General features: G+C 64.7%; 19 protein-coding genes and 1 tRNA gene. 13 read left to right on the forward strand and 7 right to left on the reverse strand.

All coding sequences use genetic code 11. The features are described from left to right. The first annotated feature begins 198 nt into the window (after window positions 1-198). The 4 genes from DIZ22_RS06720 to DIZ22_RS06735 all read left to right on the forward strand — a co-directional run bounded on the left by DIZ22_RS06720 (window position 199) and on the right by DIZ22_RS06735 (window position 6,008). Complete coding sequence (locus DIZ22_RS06720) at window positions 199-1,956, forward strand: ATP-binding protein (RefSeq protein ID WP_048937105.1); 1,758 nt, start codon at window positions 199-201, stop codon at window positions 1,954-1,956. After that, the gene (locus DIZ22_RS06725) at window positions 1,953-3,269 is read left to right on the forward strand and encodes a sigma-54 dependent transcriptional regulator (protein WP_048937106.1); all 1,317 of its coding nucleotides are present in this window, start codon (window positions 1,953-1,955) and stop codon (window positions 3,267-3,269) included. Before DIZ22_RS06720 ends, DIZ22_RS06725 begins: the two co-directional genes overlap by 4 nt. Window positions 3,270-3,418: 149 nt before the next feature. Further along, on the forward strand, window positions 3,419-5,530 hold the full coding sequence (locus DIZ22_RS06730; RefSeq protein WP_122928055.1) for a TonB-dependent receptor: 2,112 nt from the start codon (window positions 3,419-3,421) through the stop codon (window positions 5,528-5,530). 103 nt (window positions 5,531-5,633) lie between these two features. Continuing rightward, complete coding sequence (locus DIZ22_RS06735) at window positions 5,634-6,008, forward strand: transcriptional repressor (RefSeq protein WP_159078592.1); 375 nt, start codon at window positions 5,634-5,636, stop codon at window positions 6,006-6,008. Here DIZ22_RS06735 and DIZ22_RS06740 read toward each other — a convergent pair. Beyond that, a complete protein-coding gene (locus DIZ22_RS06740) occupies window positions 5,995-7,803 on the reverse strand; it encodes a M14 family metallopeptidase (RefSeq protein WP_048937109.1) in 1,809 nt (602 codons plus the stop codon). The two genes, DIZ22_RS06735 and DIZ22_RS06740, sit on opposite strands and share 14 nt — an antisense overlap. A gap of 16 nt (window positions 7,804-7,819) precedes the next feature. Then, on the reverse strand, window positions 7,820-10,024 hold the full coding sequence (locus DIZ22_RS06745) for a TonB-dependent receptor (RefSeq protein ID WP_122928056.1): 2,205 nt from the start codon (window positions 10,022-10,024) through the stop codon (window positions 7,820-7,822). Window positions 10,025-10,177: 153 nt separating this feature from the next. Between DIZ22_RS06745 and DIZ22_RS06750 the strand changes: the two genes are divergently transcribed. The 3 genes from DIZ22_RS06750 to DIZ22_RS06760 are packed head-to-tail and all read left to right on the forward strand — an operon-like array spanning window position 10,178 to window position 13,604. Further along, window positions 10,178-10,915, forward strand: a complete 738-nt coding sequence (locus tag DIZ22_RS06750) for an ABC transporter ATP-binding protein (protein ID WP_048937111.1) — start codon at window positions 10,178-10,180, stop codon at window positions 10,913-10,915. After that, window positions 10,912-12,354, forward strand: a complete 1,443-nt coding sequence (locus DIZ22_RS06755) for a DUF3526 domain-containing protein (protein WP_048937112.1) — start codon at window positions 10,912-10,914, stop codon at window positions 12,352-12,354. Before DIZ22_RS06750 ends, DIZ22_RS06755 begins: the two co-directional genes overlap by 4 nt. Next, window positions 12,351-13,604 carry a DUF3526 domain-containing protein gene (locus tag DIZ22_RS06760; protein WP_048937113.1) on the forward strand — a complete coding sequence of 418 codons (1,254 nt, stop codon included), beginning with the start codon at window positions 12,351-12,353 and terminating at the stop codon, window positions 13,602-13,604. The genes DIZ22_RS06755 and DIZ22_RS06760 overlap by 4 nt, the downstream gene beginning before the upstream one ends. A gap of 173 nt (window positions 13,605-13,777) precedes the next feature. Here the strand turns inward: DIZ22_RS06760 and DIZ22_RS06765 are convergent. Then, window positions 13,778-13,852, reverse strand: a tRNA-Val gene (locus DIZ22_RS06765). A 142-nt stretch (window positions 13,853-13,994) separates the two neighbouring features. Here DIZ22_RS06765 and DIZ22_RS06770 point away from each other — a divergent pair. Continuing rightward, window positions 13,995-14,123: an entericidin A/B family lipoprotein gene (locus DIZ22_RS06770; RefSeq protein WP_004207212.1), complete on the forward strand. Its 129-nt coding sequence runs from the start codon at window positions 13,995-13,997 to the stop codon at window positions 14,121-14,123. 34 nt (window positions 14,124-14,157) lie between these two features. Here the strand turns inward: DIZ22_RS06770 and DIZ22_RS06775 are convergent, their stop codons facing one another. Continuing rightward, window positions 14,158-14,343 (reverse strand): hypothetical protein, encoded by a 186-nt coding sequence (locus tag DIZ22_RS06775; protein WP_004207213.1) that lies wholly within the window; start codon window positions 14,341-14,343, stop codon window positions 14,158-14,160. A 183-nt stretch (window positions 14,344-14,526) separates the two neighbouring features. On the opposite strand from DIZ22_RS06775, the gene hslV reads away from it, so the two are divergent. The 3 genes from hslV (at window position 14,527) to DIZ22_RS06790 (ending at window position 18,648) form a co-directional block, all read left to right on the forward strand. Then, window positions 14,527-15,093, forward strand: a complete 567-nt coding sequence (gene hslV / locus DIZ22_RS06780) for an ATP-dependent protease subunit HslV (RefSeq protein WP_004207214.1) — start codon at window positions 14,527-14,529, stop codon at window positions 15,091-15,093. Window positions 15,094-15,110: 17 nt separating this feature from the next. Further along, window positions 15,111-16,412, forward strand: a complete 1,302-nt coding sequence (gene hslU, locus DIZ22_RS06785) for an ATP-dependent protease ATPase subunit HslU (RefSeq protein WP_004207215.1) — start codon at window positions 15,111-15,113, stop codon at window positions 16,410-16,412. A 112-nt stretch (window positions 16,413-16,524) separates the two neighbouring features. Beyond that, a complete protein-coding gene (locus DIZ22_RS06790) occupies window positions 16,525-18,648 on the forward strand; it encodes a S9 family peptidase (RefSeq protein ID WP_122928057.1) in 2,124 nt (707 codons plus the stop codon). A gap of 124 nt (window positions 18,649-18,772) precedes the next feature. Here the strand turns inward: DIZ22_RS06790 and proS are convergent, their stop codons facing one another. The 3 genes from proS to phaR all read right to left on the reverse strand — a co-directional run bounded on the left by proS (window position 18,773) and on the right by phaR (window position 21,318). Then, the gene (gene proS / locus DIZ22_RS06795) at window positions 18,773-20,299 is read right to left on the reverse strand and encodes a proline--tRNA ligase (RefSeq protein ID WP_048937115.1); all 1,527 of its coding nucleotides are present in this window, start codon (window positions 20,297-20,299) and stop codon (window positions 18,773-18,775) included. Between the two features lie 89 nt (window positions 20,300-20,388). After that, on the reverse strand, window positions 20,389-20,733 hold the full coding sequence (locus tag DIZ22_RS06800; protein ID WP_010338802.1) for a hypothetical protein: 345 nt from the start codon (window positions 20,731-20,733) through the stop codon (window positions 20,389-20,391). A 6-nt stretch (window positions 20,734-20,739) separates the two neighbouring features. Further along, window positions 20,740-21,318 (reverse strand): polyhydroxyalkanoate synthesis repressor PhaR, encoded by a 579-nt coding sequence (gene phaR, locus DIZ22_RS06805; RefSeq protein WP_017502180.1) that lies wholly within the window; start codon window positions 21,316-21,318, stop codon window positions 20,740-20,742. A 124-nt stretch (window positions 21,319-21,442) separates the two neighbouring features. On the opposite strand from phaR, the gene DIZ22_RS06810 reads away from it, so the two are divergent. Further along, entirely contained in the window at window positions 21,443-22,417 is a 975-nt protein-coding gene (locus DIZ22_RS06810) for an alpha/beta fold hydrolase (RefSeq protein WP_048937116.1), read from the forward strand. Window positions 22,418-22,467: 50 nt separating this feature from the next. After that, window positions 22,468-23,640, forward strand: coding sequence for an acetyl-CoA C-acetyltransferase (locus tag DIZ22_RS06815; protein WP_048937117.1), 1,173 nt, complete (start codon window positions 22,468-22,470; stop codon window positions 23,638-23,640). Window positions 23,641-23,675: the final 35 nt, after the last annotated feature.

The raw sequence follows: 23,675 nt of genomic DNA on the forward strand, positions 1-23,675 counted from the left end.
GGGAATTGAGGGGGCCAGTATCGAGCTGTCAGCCATGCGCGACAAATTGTAGGAGAAATGAAGTTAAATCGTTATAATTCAACATATTAATATTATTTTCATGCCTGCAGCCAGTTCATTTAGTGCATATAATTGCTCACCAGTATCGCACGATGTGCAGAAATTTGCACATCACTGGTTGGCGCGATATGCAGGGCTATGGACAGCGCCCGCTTCCCGAATCGCATTCTGTGGATCGCCCTGTTCCTGGGCGTCGCTAGCGGCCTGCTCTGGCTGTCGGGCGAGGTTGCCGAGCGCAATGCCATCGCCCGGCTGAGTGCGGAGACGCGCGGCGCGGCGATCCTGCGCCAGGCCTATCTCAAGAGCGAGATCGAGCGGTTCCGGTTGTTGCCGATCGCACTGTCCGACGACAGCGATCTGGTCGCCGGCCTCACCGGATCGCAGACCGCCCTGCGGGCGCTCGATCGCAAGCTGCAGGCGCTCGCCCGCACCACCGGCGCGGCGCAAATCTATGTGCTCGACGCATCCGGCCGCACCGTCGCATCGAGCAACTGGGGCAGCGAGCGCAGCTTCGTCGGCCAGGACTATTCCTTCCGCAATTATTTCAAGCTGGCCGCCGCGCATGGATCGGGCGCGCAATTCGCCCTCGGCACGATCAGCGAACGGCCCGGCATGTATCTGTCGCGGCGATCGCGCGGCGGCGGCTATGTCGTGGTGAAGCTGGAGTTTGACGGGATCGAGCAGCAATGGGCGCGGCTCGGCGAGATCACCTTCATCACCAGTCGAGAGGGCATCATCCTGATCACCAGCCGCCCCGACTGGCGCTTCACCACCATCCATTCGTTGTCGGCGCAGGCTAAGCAGCGCTTCCGCGCCGAATTGCAGTCCGGCCGCGGCTCGCTGCTGCCGGTGCCGCTCAAGGGCATGGGCGATGCCGATGGCCGGCAGATCATCAGCCCCGCCGACGAACCGCGCCGCCGCCTGCTGTGGCAATCGGTCGCGGCCGGCGAACCGGGCTGGCAGCTCAACATGCTGACGCCGCTGCATGGCGTGGAAAGCTTCGTGCGGACGGTGCGGCTGGCGACCCTGTTGCTGCTGCTGCTGCTCGCCGGCGGCATCTGGATATTGCGCGAACGCGGCCATCGTCGCGCCGAACGGGCCGCCATGGTCGCCGCCCGCACCAGCGAACTGGAGGCGATGGTCACCGCCCGCACCCATGAATTACGCCGCGAGATGGAGGAACGCGCCGCCAGCGAGACGCGCGCCGACACGCTGCGCGAAGGGTTGCGTCAGGCCAATCGCCTGGCCTCGCTGGGCCAGATCACCGCCGGCATCGCGCATGAAACCGCCCAGCCTGTCGCCGCGATCCGCAGCTATGCCGCCAATGGCCGGCTGCTGATCGAGCGTGGCGATAGCGAGGCTGCGGCCGAAAATATGGCGGCAATCGAGCGGCTGACCGACCGGATCGGCAAGGTCACGGCCGAACTGCGCGGTTTTTCCCGCAAGGCGACCGGCGTGATCGACGCTATTCCGCTCGCCGGGCCGATCGAGGGCAGCGTGCTGATCCTCAAATCGCGGCTGGCGCGTGTCGATCTGCACCTGCCGGACCTGCCGGACGCTCTGCGCGTCATGGCCGACATGATCCGGCTGGAGCAGGTGCTGGTCAACCTGCTGCAAAATGCGCTCGAAGCGCTGGAGGGCGTGGTCGCGCCGACCATTCGCCTGTCGGTCGCGCTCGATGCGGAGACGATATTGCTCTCGGTGATCGACAATGGGCCGGGCATCGATCCGTCGGTGCAGGGCCAGCTTTTCACGCCCTTCGTCACCAGCCGCCCGTCGGGCCTGGGGCTCGGCCTTGTCATCGCCAGCGACATCATGGCTGACATGGGCGGGTCGCTGCGCCTGCTGCCCAGCGAGGCCGGCGCCCATTTCCAGCTGAGTTTGAAACGCGCATGACCGACATGCCCCCGCGTCCGATCGCCCTGATCGACGATGATGATGATTTGCGCGCTGCCATGGCGCAGACGCTGACGCTGGCGGGCCATGAGGTGCGCGCCTTCGCCAGCGCCGCCGATGCGCTAGCTGCGATCGAGGCGGATTTTCCCGGCGTGGTGGTCAGCGACGTGCGAATGCCGCACATGTCGGGCATCGACCTGTTCCGGGCGCTCCATGCCCGCGACGCGGAACTGCCGGTGATCCTGGTCACCGGCCATGGCGATGTGCCGATGGCGGTGGATGCGCTGAAGGCCGGCGCCTGGGACTTCCTGACAAAGCCCTTCAATCCCGACGCCCTGCTGGCATCGGTCGCGCGGGCGAGCGAGAAGAGGCTGCTGGTGATCGAAAATCGCCGCCTGCGCGCGATGGTCGACACCGCCGTCGCCTCCCCGCTGATCGGCCATTCCCCGGCGATCGAGCGGTTGCGCGACATGGTGGCAACCCTGGCCGACACCAATATCGACATTTTGGTCGAGGGCGAGACCGGCACCGGCAAGGAACTGGTTGCGCGCATGGTCCATCAGCGCAGCCGCCGCGCCAGCGCCCAGTTCGTCAGCATCGCCTGCGCCGCGGTGCCGGATTCGATCGCCGAGACCAGCCTGCATGGCGAAAGCCTGGCCGGACGCGCGCCGCTCGAAGGGCGGCTGGCCCGCGCCCATCAGGGCACCTTGTTCCTGGACGATGTCGACCAGTCGGGGCCGGCGCTGCAGGCGCATTTGATCCAGTTTCTGGAAGATCGGCTGGTTCGCCCGGTCGGAGCGCGCGAACCCCAGCCGGTGGACCTGCGCGTGATCGGCTGCATGACGCAGCAGGGCCAGGCGGCGACGATCCAGCCGGCCCTGCTCTATCGGCTGGCGGCGGTGCGGCTGCACATCCCGCCGCTGCGCGAACGGCGCGAGGATATTCCGCTGATCTTCGCCCATCTGCTCGATGCCGCCGCCCGCCGCTTTCGCCGCGCGGTGCCGCCGGTCAGCCGGGCGGTACTGGCCCATCTGCTGGACCATGACTGGCCCGGCAATGTCCATGAACTGGGGCGGCTGGCCGAACGGCTGGCGCTGGGCCTGGAGCAGGAACCCGTTGCCGATGGCGCGATGCTGCCGCTCGACGCGCGCATGGATGCGTTCGAGCGCATGGCGATCATCGAGGCGATCCAGGCGACCGGTGGCGACATGGGGCAGGCCATCGAGCGCCTCGGCCTGCCGCGAAAGACCTTCTATTACCGGGTCCGGCGGCTGGGCATCGATTTGCGGAAGCTTCGCGGGCTGGATGGATAGGGCGCAAGCCACATGACAGAAATGTAATGTTTGATATGTTGTAACATCATGGACATGTTTTTAGAGAGGCGAGGCAGCCTCCAGCGCGACCGAGCAGGGCGTGGAGGTCAGAATAATGTCGCTCCATCCACCTCGGGGGATCCAAGTCCATGCAATTCCAGTTTCTCGCCGGCTGCGCGCTTGCCGTTCTCGGCGTTTCGACAGCCGCCCATGCGCAAACCGCATCGGATGACGCCGCCGACGGCTATCACCAAGCAGCCCGTTCCGACATCATCGTCACCGGCATATTGCCGACCCGCCGCCAGGACATGCTGTCCAGTGTCGCCGTGGTCGAAGGCAAGGATCTGACCCAGGCGATCCGCCCATCGATCGGCGAGACGCTGGAACATCAGCCGGGCGTGTCCGCCACCTCCTTCGGCCCCAGCGCCTCGCGCCCGGTATTGCGCGGCCTGCAGGGTGAACGCGTCAAGATGCTGACCAACAGCCTGTCGACCGTGGACGTGTCCAACACCTCGGTCGATCATGCCGTGGTCGTCAATCCGCTGCTCGCCGAGCGTATCGAGGTGCTGCGCGGTCCGCAGTCGCTGCTCTACGGCTCCTCGGCGATCGGCGGCGTCGTCAACGTGATCGACAAGCGTATCCCCACGGCCATCCCGGATGAGCCGGTCCATGTCGATGCGATCGGCACCTATGGTTCGGCCGCGGACGAGCGTTCGGGCGCGGCCTCGGTCGACGTGCCGCTATCGGGCGGCTGGGTCGCTCATGCCGATGGCAGCTATCTCAAGAGCGACGATGTCCGCATCGGCGGCCATGCCCTCACCCCTGCCCTGCGCGATCAGGCGCTGGCATCGAGCCTGCTCCCCGCCGACGACAGCGAGGAAGCGATCGACTTCGCCGGCAATGCCGCGGTCAAGGGCAAGCTGCCCAATTCGGCGGCCAAGACCTGGACCGCCGGCGGCGGCATCGCCTATATCGGCGACACCGGCAATATCGGTATTTCCTACGACCATTATGACAGCCTCTATGGCGTGCCGATCCGCTTCGCAACCCAGCCGGGCGACGAGCAGGAAGCCCCTCGCCTCAGCATGAAGCAGGACAGCGTCAACCTGCGCGCCGAAGTGAATGGCGACGGCAATGTGCTGGACAAGGTTTCGCTGCGCCTGGGCTATGCCGACTATACCCATGCCGAGCTGGAAGAAGATGGTTCGGTCGGCACCGCCTTCTTCAGCAAGGGCATGGAAGCCCGGCTGGAACTGACCCAGGCCAAGCATGGCGCCTGGCGCGGCGCGACCGGCGTGCAGCTCTTCAACCGCGACTTCAACGTGATCGGCGAAGAGGCCTTCCTGCCCAAAAACTCGACCACGCAGATCGGCGTCTTCACCCTGCAGCAGCTCGATTATGGCGCGCTCAAGTTCGAGCTGGGCGGCCGCTACGAACATACCAGCCTGACCGCCAATCCGCTGGAGGATCAGGAACAGTTCTTCGCCGGCAAGCGCAGCTTCGACGCCTTCTCCGGCTCGGTCGGCGCCTCCTATGGCCTGACCGACAGCTGGCGCATCGGCCTCAACCTGTCGCACACCGAACGCGCGCCGGCGGCTGAAGAATTGTTCGCCAACGGCCCCCATGCCGGCACCCAGGCCTACGAAGTCGGCAATCCCGACTTCAACCTGGAAAAGGCCAACAGCGTCGAGGCGATCCTGCGCGGCAGCGGCGACAATTACAGCTTCGAGGCGTCGGCCTATCACACCTGGTTCTCGAACTTCATCTATGAGGATCTGACCGGCGAGGAAGAAGATGGCCTGCCCGTCTATGCCTTCAACCAGGCGGACGCCCGCTATTATGGCTTCGAGGTGCAGGGATCGTTGACCCTGGCCAAGCTGGGCGACGGCAAGATTGTCGCTGATGGCCTGGCCGACTATGTCCATGCCAATGTGAAGAGCGTCGGGCCGGCGCCGCGCATTCCTCCGCTCCGCCTGCTCGGTGGCCTCGCTTATCAGGCGACCAAGTTCGACCTGCGCGGCGAAGTCGAGCGTGTCAGCAAGCAGAACCGGGTCGCCGAGTTCGAGACCACGACGCCCGGCTACACCATGGTCAATGCCGAGTTGAATGTCCGCCCGTGGGGTAAGGAACGTCCGCTCAGCTTTGCCCTGTCGGCCAACAACATCTTCGATGTGGTCGCCCGCCGGGCCTCGTCCTTCCTCAAGGACTATGCCCCGCTCACCGGCCGCGACATCCGCGTGACCGCGCGGGTCAGCTTCTGATCCGGAATGCCGGGGCGGCTTGGTCGCCCCGGCATCTGCCACGATGCGCAATACAGGCAAATCCGTCAGGCCAACCCGTCGCCCCGGCGAAGTGCGGCGCCTGGTGGCTACGCTGCTGGAACAGGCCCGCCCCCCCCTGTCGGCCTATGACCTGCGAAGCCTGTCCGCCGAGCGGCATGAGCGGCTCTACGCACCCCAGGTCTATCGCGCACTCAATGAACTGATCGCCCAGGGCAAAGTCCTGCGGATCGAGACGTTGAACGCTTTCTGCGCCATTCGGCAAGGCCCTGCTGCCGTCGGCATCTGCCAGCATTGTGGTCAGGTCGAACAGATCGATATGGGCGACATCAAATTGGCCCTTGGCCACTTGTTCGCGCAGCGGGGCTTCCTAATCGACCGGCTGGTGGTGGAAGGAAGTGGCCATTGTTGCCAATGCCCACTTCCTTCCGACGACAAGGGGGCGATCAGCGCTCCCTGAGCACCGGATAGAGATGATGATAGGGGCTGCGATCGGGCAGCCGGGCCGACAGCCAGTCAAGCCGCGCGTCGCCATCGGCCGCAAATGTGGCATCAGCGGCCAATTTCGCCTCGAACTCTGCGCGAAGCTGCGCATCAGCGGCGAGGAGCGCCTCGGCGATCGGCGCCCGGACAAAAACCTCCGCCCCAGAAGGCGCCGCCAATATCTCCGGGAAGAAGCCCCAGGCAAGGAAACTGTCCTGGCTTTCCGGCTCCAGCAGCGCCGCCGCCAAAAGGCCCAGCGGCTGATCGGCAGGCACGCGGATCGTCCCAGCGGGCAGCGTTTCGGTCACCGCTTCGTGCCGTAACTTCGTGTCCAGCGGGATGCGCGCATCGCGCACCGGCATCGATTGCGGGTCGACCAGCCGCGCCCGATCGAGCGTCAGCGTGCGCGGCGCATCCAGCACCTCGTAGCGGATGCCGTGCAGGGTCAGCCGGTCGATCACCTCGGCCTGCCCGGCCGGCACCCACCATGCCTTGGGCAGGCGCACCGTCTCGACCGGTTCCTGGCCGATGATCGGCATCCGCCAGTCGACCGGTCGCCCCAGCCATTTCTGTTCCTTGCGCCCGCTCGCCGGCGAGACATAGGTGTCAAAGGCGATGCCCTTGAACCGTTCGACCCAGCCGATCGGCTGCGCGGCGGGCTTCCAGCGCGTCAGCATTTGCGTCGGGCGCGCTGCCCTGTCGCTGGCCTTCGCCTGCGCAATCGCTCCGGCATCCTGTCCGGCTAGCTTCAGCGCTGCCTCCAGCAGCACATAGGTGCCCAGCACCCGCTGGCGATAGGGCTTCATCATATGGTTTTCGACCAGCACGGTCGGGACGCCGATGAAATCGCCATAGCCGGTCGAATAGCGCGGCCCTTCGGGCGCCTGGCGAATACCCTTTGTCGGCTCCCGCGTGTCGATCGGGCTGGGATAGATGGTGGGGATATGCCCGGCCTTTTCCAGCGCCGCCGTCACGCTTGGTCCGAAACGGCCCTGCAGCCAGTCGGCGGTGGCGCGATGATAGGCATAGCGGCCCCAGCCGGCATAGGTGAAGGTGATGTCATATTGCATGTCGAAGCCGTCGCTGACATGGCAATCGACATAGAGGATCGGGTCGAGCCGGCGCAGCAGGCCGATCATCGCCCGGCTTTCGGGCGCATCCGCCTTCGAATAGTCGCGGTTCAGGTTGATGTTGCGGCTGTTGCCGACATAGCCCTTCTGCGCCGGGCCGCGCAGCGCCGGGAAGTTCCAGCGGCTCATCTTCTCATGCCCGTCGATATTATAGACCGGCACGAACACCAGATCGACCTTGTCGAGCAGGCTGCCCTTGCCGCGCAGGGCGATGTCGCGCAGCAGCATCAGGCCGGCATCCTTGCCGTCGATCTCGCCCGCATGGATGCCCGCCTGCACCAGCACGACCGGCTTGCCCGTGCCGCCCTTGCTCGCGCGGACGAACAGCATGTCGCGCCCTTCGCCCGTGCGGCCGAAGCTTTCCAAACTGATGAGGGGCGAGGCCGCATCCAGACGTTTCAACCACGCCTCTACCTCGGCATAGCGCGGCGTGGTGGCAAAACGCGCCTGCTCGGCCGGCGTGATCCAAGGATCATCCTTGCCGACGACCAGCTTTTCGCTCGCACCCGACCAGGGCAGTGTTGGCGGCAGTACCGAAGCAGGCAGCCCCGGCAGCGGCGCCTCAGTCGGCTGCTGCGCGATGGCAGTGCCAGCAACACACAAAGCGGCGGCGCCCAGAAGGCGCGACATCCTCTTGTTCATGTCTCTATCCTCCGGCTCAGAAGCGGGCGCGCACGCCGACGGTGGCGGTGCGCGGCGTGCCGGGCTGCACCCAGACTGAGCTGTAGCTGCTGGCATACCATGTCTCGTCGAACAGGTTACTGATCGTCCCGAACAGCTCGACACCCTCGATCACATCGACGCTGCCGAACAGGCGGAACAAGGTGTGCGACGGCAGGGTGAAGTCCGTGCCCGTCTCGCCCAGCCGTTCGCCGACATATTGCATGCCCGCGCCCAGTTGCGCCGCGCGCCCGGGCATTTCGAAATGCTTCGCGACCTGGATGTTGAGATTGTGGTCGGGAATGTTGATGAGCTTGTCACCCGGCAGGATCTGATAGCCGAAATTGGGGTCATTCACTCCCGAACGCGCCTCGGCATCGGTATAGGCGTAGCTCAGCAGGATATCGATGTCGCCGGGCAGATGGCCGTTCACGTCCAGCTCGATGCCGCGGCTCCGAGCCTTGCCGATCGCGACGGAAAAGCCGGGATTATTATTGTCGCTGGCCAGCACATTGTCCTTGGTCAGCTGATAGACGGACAGGGTGCCGGTAAGCGCGCCGCCCAGCGCGGTCAGCTTGACGCCAGCCTCGATGGATTCGCTGGTTTCCGGGTCGAAGATATTATTGTTGAAATCGGCGCCAATATTGGCGCGATAGCCCTGACCATAAGCGGCATAAAGTGAGATCGGATCGCTCAGTTCATAGACGATGCCGGCCTGCGGGCTGAACCGCTCATATTTGCGGCTATTGTAGCGGCTGGCTGCTGCAAGCAGGCGATTGTCGACCTTCAGCGTCAGATTGTCGTAGCGGCCGCCGATGCGGATCTGGAGCCGTTCGGTCAGTTCGATCTGGTCCTGCACATAGAAGCCGAAGCTGCGCTGCGCATCCAGACGATTGGTCAGCACCGACGTCGCGGGCAGCGGATATTGGCCATAGATCGGATTGTCGATGTCGATGACATAGCCGGCCTGGTCGCTGGGGTTGGTGCTGACGGCCGGCGGGCGGAACCGGGTGAAGTAATTATCATATTCGAACTGGTCGAAATCGCCGCCGATCAGCACGCGATGGCGCAGCGATCCGGTCTCGAAATGGCCCGCCAGTTCGGCGCGGACCACACTATGTTCCGCATCATAACGGCGCGAGCGGCGCTGGCGCGACAGGGAATGGCCGTCGACATAGAGTTTCTGGCGCGATGCGGTCTGCTCCGCGTCGGACGAGAAACCGGTCAGCAGCGTGTCGCGATGGCTGGCCCCGACCAGCAGGCTCCAGTCGTCATTGAACTGATGGTCGAGCCGCAACTGGTGGCCGGTGGCGCGTGCCACCGTATCGCCATCGCCCGGTTCGCCCAGGAAGCGCGACCGCGGCACGGTGTCGAAATCATTGTTCAGGACGACGATGCCGCGATCGAACGGCACTTCCACGCGGGTCCATTCGAAATCATAGGTCAGGCGCGTCCGGTCGCCCAGCGCAACGCCGATCGAGGGCAGGAAGCCCCAGCGTTTCTGCGACACATAGTCGCGGAACGTGTCGCCCTTCTCATAATAGCCGATCAGTCGCGCGGTGATGCCGTCGGTCAGCGCCAGGTTGGCGTCGGCGTCGGCGCGGAACCGGTCATAGCTGCCATATTGCAGCGATCCGCTGCCGAAGGTCCGGCCGATTTCCGCCTGCTTGGTCACCAGGTTGATCGTGCCGCCCGGCTCGCCCCGACCCATCAGCGCAGCCGACGGTCCCTTGAGCACGTCCACCCGCTCGATCCCGGCCACGTCGCGCTGGCCGCCAAAACCCCGGCCGGCGTTGAAGCCGTTGACCAGATAGCCGCTCGGCAGATTTTCATCGCCGGCAAAACCGCGCACGGCGAAACTGTCCCACAACCCGCCCAATGTGTTCTGGCGCACGACAGATGCATTCAGGTCCAGCGCATCGGTCAGGCGAAGGATATTATTCTGCTGCAGCGTTTCCGCATCGATCGTCGTGATCGCCTGGGGAATCTCCTTCACGGAGAAATCGCCGCGATAGGCCTGACGCACGCCGTCGACCGTGATGGCGCCCTCGCCCTCCGGCGCATGATGAACCGCGTCGCCGGTCTGCGCCTGCGCTGGAAGCCAAGCCAGGACAGCAGCCAGCGGCAACGCACGTGCAATATGGCGGAAGCGGCGGGAACGGACGGACGCAGCGCGGGCGCGCGGCAGGAACTGGATCGACATAATTTCCCCTGAATGAAATGAGACGGAATCTCATTCGCCGCTGCCCCTAGGGTAGGCTCGCCACACCCGTCAATGGAAATGTTATATTATTTCATTGACAGATTACTGCATCGCCGAAATGGTCCGGCGCAACAGCCAAGGAGCCTTGCCCTCATGTCCCTGACCGCCACCGGCCAGCCCATAATATTGTCCGACGTCCACCTGTCCTATGGCAGCCAGCCTGTGCTGCGCGGCCTGACCCTGCATGTCGATGCCGGCGAAATCTATGCGCTGCTCGGCGGCAATGGCGCGGGCAAATCGACCACCATGTCGACCCTGCTGGGCTTTGCCCGGCCCGACAGCGGCACGGTGCTGGTGGCCGGCCATGACCCGGCGGCGCAGCCCGACAAGGCGCGCGAGCAGATCGCCTATGTCCCCGAAAATGTCGCCCTTTACGAGCATCTGACAGCGCGGGAAAATGCCGCCTATCTGCTGGCGCTGGCCGGCCGCCACCCGGCCCCGCAGGAGATTGACGGCGCGTTCGACGCCACGGGCCTGCAGGCATCGGCCTGGGACAAGCGGCTCGGCGGCTTTTCCAAGGGGATGCGGCAGAAGGTGGCGATCGCCATCGCCTTGCTGCGCGAAGTGCCGGTATTGCTGCTCGACGAGCCCTCTTCCGGCCTTGACCCGCGCGCGACCGCCGACTTCAACCGGCTGGTCCATGATGTCGCACGCAAGGGCGCGGCCGTGCTGATGGTCACCCATGACCTGCTGTCGGCCGCCGACATTGCCGACCGGATCGGCTTCCTCGAATCCGGCCGGATCGTCGACGAGGCATCGGCGCAGGGCACGGACCGCTTCGACGTGCGCGACCTGCATCGCAAGTTCGCGCGGGAGGCCGTTGCCGCATGAGCGCCATCACCCTGATCGCGCGCGACGAATTGCGGCTGATGCGGCGCAACCGCGTCGCCGTCATCGCCTTCGCGCTGCTCGTCCTGCTGACGCTCGCCGCCGCGCTCATCAGTTGGTCGCACCAGAGCGGCATTGCCGAAACCCGCGCCCGGTTCCAGGCCCAGGCCGCCGGGGCGTTCGAGGCGCAGCCCGACCGCCACCCCCATCGCATGGTCCATTTCGGCAATTTCATCTTCCGCCCGCTGCCACCGCTCGCCGCCTTCGATCCCGGCGTCGATGCGTTCACCGGCAACAGCATCTTCCTGGAAGGGCATCGCCAGAACAGCGCCAATTTTGGCGATGTCCGCCAATCCTCGCTGCTGGTCCGCTTCGGCCAGCTGACCCCGGCCTTCGTGCTGCAGGTGATTGCGCCACTGCTGCTGATCTTCCTTGGCTATGGCGCGGTCGCGCGCGAACGCGAACGCGGCACGCTGCGCCAGATTCTGGTGCAGGGCGTGTCCGCCCGCGCACTGGTCATGGGCAAGCTGCTGGCGCTGGCCGTGGTCGCCGCGCTGGTCGGTCTGCCCGCGCTCATCGCCTTCCTGCTGATCGCGGGTCAGCCGGGCGCGCTGGCCGGGCCGATGGCGGTGATCGCGCTTGGCTATGGCGCCTATCTGGCGCTCTGGTCGATCATCGTGATCCTCGTCTCCGCGCTCGTGCGTCGCGGGCGCGACGCGCTACTCGCGCTGCTCGCGCTCTGGGCGGTGCTGGTCATCCTGCTGCCGCGCGTGGCGCCCGACATCGCGGCGCAGGCCCATAGCCTGCCCACCCGCCTGGAAACCGACATCGCCATCCAGCAGGATTTGCATCGCCTTGGCGACGCGCATAATCCTGACGATCCTTTCTTCAACGCCTTCAAGCAGAAGGTGCTGCGCCGCTATGGCGTCGACAAGGTGGAGGATCTGCCGGTCAATTATAACGGCCTGCTCGCGGTCGAGGGCGAGAAGCTGACGTCGGGTCTGTTCGACGACTATGCCGATCGCAGCTTCGCGATCCAGCAGGCGCAGAGCCGGCTGACCGACGGCTTCGGCATCATCAGCCCGGCCATCTCGCTGCGGCAATTGTCGATGGCAGCCGCGGGCACCGATCTTGCGGGCCATCGCCGCTTCCTCGCCCAGGCCGAATCCTATCGCTACGCCATGGTCCAGCATCTGAACCAGTTGCAGGCCGATGCCGTCAGCTATGCCGATGACAAGGCCAAGGATGCCGGCGCCGATCAGCGCAAGCGCATCTCCGCCGACCATTGGCAGGCGATTCCCCAATTCCGCTTCATCGCGCCGACCGCCGGCGACTTGGTGACGGCCAGCCTGCCCGGCCTGGGCCTGCTGCTCGCCTGGCTGGTACTCGCGCTGCTGGCGCTGCTGCCCGTCGCCCGCCATCTTCAGAAAGCCCGTCCATGACCCTCCTCACCCATGAACTGCGCCTGCTGCTGCGCTCGCGCATGGCGCTGCTGGCGCTGCTGCTCGTCGCCCTGCTCGCCATCGCCTCGGTCGCTGCCGGCATGGCCGAAGTAGCCCGGCAGCGCGCCGTCATCGCCCGCATCCAGCCGAAACAGGCACAGGATATCGCGGCCGTCGCGCAATGGGCCGGCAAGACGAAGGATCCCGGCAATGCCGCCTATTACAGCTTCCATGCCACCTGGGATGCGCCCGCGCCGCTCGCCTTCGTGGCGCTCGGCCTGCGGGACGTCGCACCTTACATCCTGCGTGTCCGCGCACTGGGGCTGGAAGCACAGCTTTACGATGGCGAGGCGTTCAATCCCGAACTCGCCCTGCCCGGTCGTTTCGATTTCGCCTTCGTGCTGGTCTATCTGACGCCTTTGTTCGTGATTGCCCTGTTCCACGACCTGGTCTCGGGCGAGCGGGAAGCCGGGCGACTGCGGATGCTTGATGCGCTTGCAGGATCGGGACGGCGTCTCTGGGCGCGGCGCGTGCTGCTGCGCGGCGGACTTCTGTTCCTCGCCCTCGCCGTGCCGCTGGCGATCGGCGCAACCCTGTCGCATGTGCCGCTCCTGCCGCTGCTGGCGGTGCTGGGCCTGGTCGCCCTCTATCTCGCCTTCTGGATCGGCGTCACGCTGCTGGTAGGGCGGCTGCGCTGGAGTTCGGTCACCAATGCCGCGTCGCTCGCCGGCCTGTGGCTGCTGCTTACCCTGCTGCTGCCGACCATCGCCCATGTCGCGATCAACCGTGCCATCCCGGTCGGCCAGGGCGTGGAACTGACGCTCGCCCAGCGCGAGGCGGTCAACCGTGCCTGGGACATTCCGCGCGAACAGACGATGCGGGCCTTCTATGCCGGCCATCCCGAATGGAAGGACAGCCCGCCGCTAGGCCACGCATTCCACTGGAAATGGTATTTCGCCTTCCACCAGGTCGGCGATGAAAGCGTCGCGCCCAAGGCGACTGCCTATCGCCACGGGATCGAGGCGCGCGACGCCGCCGCCCGTTCGGTCGGCTGGCTGCTGCCCTCGGTCGGCGTACAGGCGCTGCTCGCCCGCCTCGCTGACACCGACATGCGGGCGCAACTGGCTTATCAGGACCGCATCCGCGCCTTCCACGCCCGGCTGCGCAATTATTATTATGCCTATCTCTTCACCGACAAGCCGTTCGGGCAGGCCGATTTCGAAGGCGCTCCGCGCTTCGACGATATGTGAGAGGCTGTGATGGCCGGGGATGAGGGCGAAATTGCCCGCTTAGCTTCATCCTCGGCGGCAACCATCGACTTGCCGAGGGCACGCAGAAACGCCGGTGCTGGTCTGTGCCTGCAACGGTCAACTACCGATGTTGGATATCTCCAGCCATGCTTCAACGCAAATCGTTGAAATCATGGTGGGCGCGACAGGGATTGAACCTGTGACCCCACCCGTGTGAAGGGTGTGCTCTACCGCTGAGCTACGCGCCCCCTGTAAGGAGGAGGCGGCCTTTCGCATCCGATGCCTGACCTGTCAAGCGCCGCCTTGCAGCTTTTTGGAAATTATCTCTGTCCAGCGCGTTTGGCCGCATTATACAGGCCCGACCAACATAGATCAGAAAGTGCATCATCCATGCGTCAGACCGTCGCTCTCGTCCTCGCCTCCATGCTCCTGTCCGCGCTCGCCGCCTGCAACACGGTGCAGGGCGTCGGCCGCGACATCGAATCGGTCGGCACTGCCGGCAAGGAAGTCATTCACTGATAACGGGGACGGGGCGGCGTCCTGCCGCCCTGCATCACTGCAGGATGCGCGGAAAGGCCGACTTCTTGCGCAGGCGCACACCGTCGCAATCCGGCTCGCCGCATTCGCACGCCTCGATCGCATAGCGCACGCCACACATTACCAGAACATCCTGGTCGAACGAATAGTTGGCAATACCCGCGCGCTCGACCTTTTCTTGTGCTCTGGCCTTGAGAGTCATGAGTAGCTTCCCTCCATTTGGGACGACCGACAATGATTGCTGCGTTGCACAATGTCAATTCATCGACATTGGTTCCTTAACCGACCGTCAGAAATCGTCCCGCAAATCGCACGTTTCGGCGGCGGCCTCGTGTTTCTACATAGACGCTTGCAGCGCTTGACTGCCGCTCCCATATGCGCGGTCATGAATGACCATAACCGCTCGTCCATGCCGGTCTGGCATGGCACCACCATCATGTCGGTCCGCAAGAATGGAAAGGTCGTCGTTGCCGGCGATGGCCAGGTTTCGATGGGCCAGACGGTGATGAAGCCCAATGCGCGCAAGGTACGCCGCCTGCATGACGGCAGCGTCATCGGCGGCTTTGCCGGCGCTACCGCCGACGCCTTCACCCTGTTCGAACGGCTCGAAGCCAAGCTGGAACGCCATAATGGCCAATTGATGCGCGCGGCCGTCGAACTCGCCAAGGACTGGCGCACCGACAAATATCTCCGCAACCTGGAAGCGATGATGATCGTCGCCGACAAAGACGTCACGCTGATCCTGACCGGCAATGGCGACGTTCTGGAGCCGCTCGGCGGCGTGGCCGCGATCGGTTCGGGCGGCAATTATGCCCTCGCCGCCGCCCGCGCGCTGGTGGAATATGAGGAAGATGCCGAAACCCTGGCCCGCAAGGCGATGGGTGTCGCGGCGGATATCTGCGTCTACACCAACGACCAGCTCACCATCGAAACGCTCGACAGCGCAGCCTGAGATCCCAAGAAAAGACCATGAACGATAATCTGACCCCCAAAGCCATCGTCGCCGCGCTCGACGCGCATATCATCGGCCAGCATGATGCCAAGCGCGCCGTCGCCGTCGCGCTGCGCAACCGCTGGCGCCGCCAGCACCTGCCCGCCGATTTACGCGACGAGGTGACACCCAAGAATATCCTGATGATCGGGCCGACGGGCTGCGGCAAGACCGAGATCAGCCGCCGCCTCGCCAAGCTGGCCGACGCGCCCTTCGTCAAGGTGGAAGCCACCAAGTTCACCGAGGTCGGCTATGTCGGTCGCGACGTGGAGCAGATCGTTCGCGACCTGGTCGAGGAAGCCGTGCGGCTGGAGAAGGACCGCCGCCGCGAAGCCGTGCGCGAAGCCGCATCGGAGGCCGCCATGGCCCGCCTGCTCGATGCGCTGACCGGCAAGGATGCCAGCGAAGCCACCCGCCTCTCCTTCCGTCAGAAGATCGAGGGCAACCAGATGAACGATGTCGAGGTGGAGGTGGAAGTCGCCGACACTCCGTCGATGCCGATGGAAATTCCCGGCATGGGCGGCCAGGTCGGCATGATCAACCTCAGCGACATGATGTCCAAGGCCTTTGGTCAGCAGCAGAAGAAGCGCCGCAAGATGCGTGTTGCCGACGCCTGGGACAAGCTAGTCGAGGAAGAGCAGGACAAGCGCCTCGACCAGGATGATGTCGCCCGCGTCGCCATCACCAGCGCCGAGCAGAATGGCATCGTCTTCCTCGACGAGATCGACAAGATCGCCGTCAGCGACGTGCGCGGCGGGTCGGTCAGCCGTGAAGGCGTGCAGCGCGACCTGCTGCCGCTGATCGAGGGCACGACCGTCTCGACCAAATATGGCCCGCTCAAGACGGACCATATTCTCTTCATCGCTTCGGGCGCCTTCCATGTGGCGAAGCCCAGCGACCTGCTGCCGGAGCTTCAGGGCCGCCTGCCGATCCGCGTGGAGCTGAAGGCGCTGACCGAGGAGGATTTCGTCGCGATCCTGTCCGACACCAAGGCCAGCCTTGTCGCGCAATATCGCGCGCTGCTGGCGACAGAAGAAGTGACGATCGACCTGACGCCCGAAGGCATCCGCGCCGTCGCCAAGATCGCGGCCGAGGTGAACAGCGAGGTCGAGAATATCGGCGCCCGCCGCCTGCAGACCGTGATGGAAAAGCTGCTGGAGGATGTGAGCTTCGAGGCGGAGGACCGCCGCGGCGAGACGCTGGTGATCGATCAGGCCTATGTCGACAAGCAATTGTCGGCGGTCGCCCATGACACCGACCTCAGCAAATATGTACTGTAACTGAGCGCATAGCTTCAGTCCGGGCCTGCCGTTTCTTGTGGCAGGCCCGGATCATCTTCCCCCCTGCCCGCCATCATGCCAGCCTCCGCCATGCGATTCGCAGGGAGGGAATATGATCCGCACTTCGGCCTGGCTCTTGGCGAGCCTCAGCATTGCTGCACTGTCCGCCGCTGCCGAGGCGCAGACCGTCCCCAAACCACCGGTCGCGGCAAAGAAGCCGCATGAGGTGAAGGCGCCCTTCGGCGCGACGCGGCAGGATCCCTATTATTGGCTGCGCGACGACAGCCGCAAGAACCCCGAGATGCTCGCCTATCTGGCGGCCGAAAATGCCTATGCCGACGCGCTGCTGGCAACGACCAAACCGTTGCAGGACAAGCTCTACGGCGAGATCACCGGCCGCATAAAGCAGGACGACAGCAGCGTCCCCTATCGCAAGAAGGGCTATTATTATTACAGCCGCTTCGAGACCGGCGGCGACTATCCAATCGTCGCCCGGCGCAAGGGCAGCATGGATGCGCCCGAACAGATATTGCTCGACGAACCCAAGATGGGCGCGGGCAAGGGCTATTTCGCGATCGGCGGCAAGGACGTCAGCCCCGACGACAAATTGCTCGCCTATGCCGAGGATCTGGTCGGCCGCCGCCAATATGTGATCCGGGTCAAGGGACTCGCCGACGGCAAGCTGCTGGCCGATGAAATCCCCAACGCCGAACCCGATTTCGCCTGGGCCGACGACAGCAAGACGATCTTCTATGTCGAGAAGGATCCGACCACCCTGCTCGGCAAGCGGGTGAAGGCGCATGTGCTGGGCACGCCCGTCGGCGCCGATCGGCTGGTCTATGAGGAGAAGGACGATACCTTCTACATGGGCCTCAAGAAGACGACGTCGGACAAGTTCATCTGCATCGTCCTGCAATCGACCGTCAGCAATGAGGAGCGCTGCGTCCCGTCCGCCAATCCGGTCAGTTTCACGCCGCTCGCCCCGCGCGAACGCGACTTCCTCTACAGCAGCGACAATGTGGGCGGCCAATGGACGATCCGCACCAACTGGCAGGCCCCCAATTACCGGCTGATGACCATATCGGACGCCGATGCCGCCAAGGGCCGCGCCGCCTGGAAGGACATCGTGCCGACCAGCGCCAGCGTCTTCATCGAGAATTTCCAGCCCTTCGACAGCTTCCTCGCGATCGAGGAACGCTCCGAAGGCAATAAGCGCCTGCGCCTGCTGACCAAGGCCGGCAAGAGCAGCTTCGTCAATGCCGATGAGCCCGCCTATGCCATGGCGCTGGACGTCAATGCCGAAAGCGGCACGCCCTGGGTCCGCTACACCTATGACAGCCTGCGCACGCCCGAAACCACCTATGAGGTGAATGTCGACACGGGCGAACGCAAGATACTGAAGATCCAGGAGGTTAAGGGCTATGATCCCGCCAAATATGTGACCGAACGGGTATGGGCGACCGCGCGCGACGGGACGAAGGTGCCGGTCTCGCTCATCTACGCCAAGGGTTTTCAGAAGAACGGCAGCGCCCCACTCTACCAATATGCCTATGGCAGCTATGGCTATTCGACCGATCCGACCTTCTCGCCCCTGCTCCCCAGCCTGCTCGATCGCGGCGTCGTCTATGCCATCGCCCATATTCGTGGCGGCCAGGAAATGGGTCGCCAATGGTATGATGACGGCCATCTCAAGAACAAGATGAACAGCTTCACCGACTTCATCGACGTGACCCGCGCGCTGGTGGATCAGGGTTATGCGAAGAAGGGCCGTGTCGCCGCGATGGGTGGCAGTGCCGGAGGCTTGCTGATGGGCGCGGTCGCGAACATGGCGCCGCAGGATTACAAGGTCATCATCGCGCAGGTGCCGTTCGTCGACGTCGTGACCACCATGCTCGACCCGACCATCCCGCTCACCACCGGCGAATATGACGAATGGGGCAATCCCGAGCAGCAGTCCTGGTATGACGTGATGCTGGACTATTCGCCCTACGACCATGTCGAGGCGAAGCCCTATCCCAGCCTGTTCGTCGGCACCGGCCTATGGGACAGCCAGGTCCAATATTATGAGCCGACCAAATGGGTGGCGAAGCTGCGCGCGACCAAGACCGACAGCAATCCGCTGGTCTTCCGCATCAACATGGAGGCCGGCCATGGCGGCAAGTCCGGCCGCTTCCGCCGCTATCGCGACCAGGCCGAATATAGCGCCTTTGCGCTGGAGCAACTGGGGGTGGAGTAAAGCTTGCCCCCCTCCCTTCCAGGGAGGGGCCGGGGGTGGGTCTGCCGCGTAGCGGCAGCGAAAGGCTCGCTTCGCTCGCTACCCACCCCTTAATCCCCTCCCTGGAAGGGAGGGGAAATAATGTTCAGTAGCTGCGGCCCACTAGCACCCGCTCCACCGCCGTGCCGCCGGTGAAGATGCAGGCGCCATCCGCCGCTTCGGCATCGGTCGGCACGTTGCGCAGGGTGAGCTTCTCGCCCTTCAGCCACTGCACGACCTTCTCCAGTTCCGCGCCGGTCGGCTTGGCCCACTGGACCAGCGCCCAGCCGGGGTTCTTGCTGGCCTTGAAATAGGCCTTGAGCGCGTCGAGATCGGTGATCGACTTGTCGATATTGCCGTCCAGACGCGCCTTCGCATCAGCGAACAGCGACGTCTGGATATCCTCCAGCATCGCAGTTGCGCCAGCGACGAAATCGCCCTTGGCGACGATCTGGCTGTCGAGCTTGCCATCCTCGCGATAGAGGCGATCGCGGCGGATGACCGAGACATTGCCACCGGCAACGTCACGACCGCCAACCTCGATCACGATCGGCGCGCCCTTCTTGACCCAGCCCCAGCGCTTGGTCGCGGCCTTGGACGGACGCTTGTCGAGCAATGCGCGGACCGGCTCGCGGAACACGTCCAGCCCGTTCAGCTGGTTCACCAGGTCGGTGCAATAATCGACGATCGCGGCGTCTTCCTCGGTATCGCGCAGCATCGGCACGACCACGACCTGATAGGGCGCGACGCGCGGCGGCACGCGCAGGCCGTCATCGTCGCCATGCACCATGATCAGGCCACCGATCATCCTGGTCGACATGCCCCAGCTGGTGGTCTGGGCCAGTTCCTGCTGCCCTTCGGCATTCTGGAACTTGATATTCTGCGCCTGGCTGAAGGTCGTGCCCAGGAAGTGCGAGGTGCCGGCCTGCAGCGCCTTGCCGTCCTGCATCATCGCCTCGATCGAATAGGTCGCGACGGCGCCGGGGAAACGCTCATTCTCCGGCTTCTCGCCCGCGACCACCGGCAAGCCGACACATTCCTCGGCGAAGCTGCGATAGACTTCGAGCATCTTCATCGTCTCTTCCATCGCTTCGTCGACGGTCGAGTGCGCAGTATGCCCTTCCTGCCACAGGAATTCGCTGGTGCGCAGGAACATGCGGGTGCGCATTTCCCAGCGGACGACATTCGCCCACTGGTTGATCAGCACGGGCAGGTCGCGCCAGCTCTGCACCCAGCGGCTGAAGGCTGCGCCAATCACGGTTTCTGATGTCGGGCGAACGACCAGCGGCTCTTCCAGCTTCGCTTCGGGATCGGGCACCATCTTGCCGTCCTTCTGGATCAGGCGATGATGGGTGACGACCGCCATTTCCTTGGCGAAGCCGTCGACATGCTCGGCTTCCTTCTCGAAATAGGAGAGCGGGATGAACAGCGGGAAATAGCAATTTTCGTGGCCGGTCTGCTTGATGCGCGCATCGAGCAGGGTCTGGATCCGTTCCCAGATGCCATAGCCCCAGGGACGGATCACCATGCAGCCGCGCACGCCGCTTTCCTCGGCCATGTCGGCTTCGGTGATGACGGCCTGATACCAGGCAGCGAAATCCTGTTCGCGGGTAACGTTAAGGGCGTGTTTCACGGGGTCTGTCGCCTGTCTAAAAGTGGATGGCGCGCCATAGGCCAGACCCGCCATCCCTGTCGACCCCCAAGCATCGCGCCGGGCGGGGTTCAGCCGGCGTCGGCGCCCAGTCGCTCGAGCCAGGCCTTGGCCTGCTTGGGTTCGCCCACCGCATCAGCCGCCGGCTTGCCCCGCGCGGCCAGAAAGGCGGGATGGAGGTCAAACGGTTCCAGCCCCAGCGTGTCGCGCATCGCATCAATCTCTTGCGCCAGTTCGTCCAGCTGCGCGAGCACCGGCGCGGTCTTCGCGCGGGCGCTGCGATCCTGTTGATGGTCGAACAGGCCCCAGCGCCCGCCAGCGGTCACGCGCAGCGCCGCAATCAGCGCCGCGCGATATTCCTCTTCCAGCTCCGCCCGGCGGATATCCAGGCGCTCCAGTCTATCCGCCTTGGCCATGGTGGATCAGCTCAGCTTGTCGATCTTCGCATTGAGCGCAGCCAGTTGCGCCTTCAGGACGGCGATCTCGTCATCCTTGCTTTCTTCGGTCGCGGCTGGGGTCGGGCTGGGCGTGGCGCCCGGCATGCCCGGAACCCCATTGCCGAACGCGCTCGCCGCGGCCTCGAACATCTGCATGTTGCGCTTGGCGATCTCGGCCAGCGGGCCACCGCCAAAGGCGCCCTTCATGGCTTCCTGGAACTGCTGCTGGTTCTTGCGGAAGGCGTCCATCGACGCTTCGAGATATTGCGGCACCATCGACTGCATGGAATCGCCATACATGGCGATCAGCTGACGCAGGAAGTTGACCGGCAGCATGTTCTTGCCGCGCTGTTCTTCTTCCATGATGATCTGGGTCAGGACATTATGGGTGATGTCCTCGCCGGTCTTCGCGTCGACGACGACGAACTCGCGCCCCTCACGGGTCATCTGCGACAAAAGGTCCAGCGTGATATAACTTGAAGTTTCGGTGTTATAGAGCCGCCTGTTAGCGTACTTCTTGATAACCACCGGTTCGGATTCATTAGCAGCCTTCGATTTGGCCATGCCTGTCTCTCCCTCACCTGCTCATCCCGCATTAGCACAGGGCGATGCCGCGCCGCAACATGGCCCGCGTCCTTTACCCCTTTTTCTCAACATTTTATGGCGCGAAACGGAGCATGATCCTGATTTGCGTCGCCGCGCCTTCATCGGCCTGCGTCGCTATCAGGAGACGCAGCGTCCGTCCCCACCACCACCATGCCCCATCGCCGCAACGGCGGGCAGTGCCCGGCTGCTGCGGTATCACGCTGATTTGGCACCGGAAAGCGATCGGGCGCCGGTCGTCTTCATCCCCTCCCTGATCAACCCGCCACAGGTGCTGGACCTGTCGCAAAGCCGCTCCATGCTGCGCCATATGGCCGCAGCGGGTCATGACGCCTATCTGGTCGATTGGGGGGCGCCGACGGCCGCCGACCGCAGCCTCGGCCTGGACAAGCATGTCACCGACCGGCTCATCCCGATGCTCGCTGCATTGCGGCGCCCACCGATCCTGGTCGGCTATTGCCTGGGCGGCACGATCGCCATCGCGGCCGCAGCATTGCACCGGGTCGCAGCTCTAGCGACGATCGCTTCGCCCTGGGACTTTGCCGGCTTCCCGCCCGCCGACCTTGCCGAGATCGCCGCCCTGTGGCGCGGTGCGAAGCCGGTGTGCGACCGGCTCGGCTATGTGCCGATGGAGGCGCTGCAATCGGGCTTCTGGGCGCTCGATCCGCAGCGGACCGTGCAGAAATATGCAGCCTTCGCCGACATGACACCCGGCTCCGACGAGGAGCGCGCCTTCCTCGCGGTCGAGGACTGGGCCAATGAGGGCGCACCCCTCACCTATGCCGCCGGGCAGCAATTGTTCGAGATGCTCTATGCGGCAAATGCGAGCGGGCAAAACGAATGGCACATCGATGGGACCGTCATAGACCCGGCCTCGCTCCCCTGCCCCAGCTTGTCGATCGCTTCGGCAACGGATCGAATCGTGCCCGCCACGGCCGCCCCGCCCCTTACGGAAAGCCGGATATTGAACCTTGGCCATGTCGGCATGATATTGAGCCAGCGGGCACCCGACATGCTGTGGCATCCGCTGTCCCTTTGGCTTTCCCGCCATGGCGGATGATGTTATGTGCGCCTGCGAAAACAACATTACCACAAGTGAGGATCGAGCCTTTGTCAGACATCGTCATTACCGCCGCCAAGCGTACCGCCGTGGGCAGTTTCATGGGCGCCTTCGGCACGACTCCGGCACATGAACTGGGCCGCCAGGCCATCCTCGCCGCGCTGGCACAGGCCGCCGTCGCGCCCGAAGAAGTGGACGAAGTGATCCTGGGCCAGATCCTCACCGCCGGCCAGGGCCAGAACCCCGCCCGCCAGGCCGCCGTCAACGCCGGCATCCCGGTCGAGCGCACCGCCATCGGCCTCAACCAGCTGTGCGGATCGGGGCTGCGCGCCGTCGCGCTTGCCGCGCAGGCGATCAAGGCCGGTGATGCCCGCATCATGGTCGCCGGTGGCCAGGAAAGCATGTCGCTCGCTCCCCATGCCCAGATGCTGCGCGGCGGCACCAAGATGGGCCCGGTCAGCTTTGTCGACACCATGATCCATGACGGCCTGACCGACGCGTTCCAGGGCTATCATATGGGCATCACCGCCGAGAACCTGGCCGAGAAATATCAGATCAGCCGCGAGGCGCAGGACGAGTTCGCCGTCGCCAGCCAGAACAAGGCGGAAGCCGCGCGCGCGTCGGGCCGCTTCGCCGACGAAATCCTGCCCGTGACCATCAAGGGCCGCAAGGGCGACACCATCGTCGACGCAGACGAATATATCCGCGCCGGCGCCACGATCGAAGCGATGCAGAGCCTGCGCCCCGCCTTCAAGAAGGACGGCACCGTGACCGCCGGCAATGCCAGCGGCATCAATGACGGCGCCGCCGCGCTGGTGGTGATGAGCGCCGACGAAGCCGCCAAGCGCGGCGCCACCATCCTGGGCCGCATCGCCAGCTTCGCCACCTGCGGCGTCGATCCCTCGATCATGGGCATCGGCCCGGCCCCGGCCAGCCGCAAGGCACTGGAAAAGGCCGGCTGGTCGGTCGCCGATCTCGACCTCATCGAAGCGAACGAAGCCTTTGCCGCGCAGGCGCTGGCCGTCGGTCAGGAACTGGGCTGGGATCCGGCCAAGGTCAACGTCAATGGCGGCGCGATCGCGATCGGCCACCCGGTCGGCGCATCGGGCGCGCGCGTGCTGACCACGCTGCTCTATGAAATGGCGAAGCGCGACGCGAAGAAGGGCCTTGCCACCCTGTGCGTCGGCGGCGGCATGGGCGTGTCGATGTGCATCGAGCGCTGAGCGGCAGCGACTGAATAGCGAAGGGCGCCGGTCTC

The sequence above is a fragment of the Sphingobium sp. LF-16 genome, from assembly GCF_003711185.1.
GTDB classification, from domain to species: Bacteria; Pseudomonadota; Alphaproteobacteria; order Sphingomonadales; family Sphingomonadaceae; genus Sphingobium; species Sphingobium yanoikuyae_A.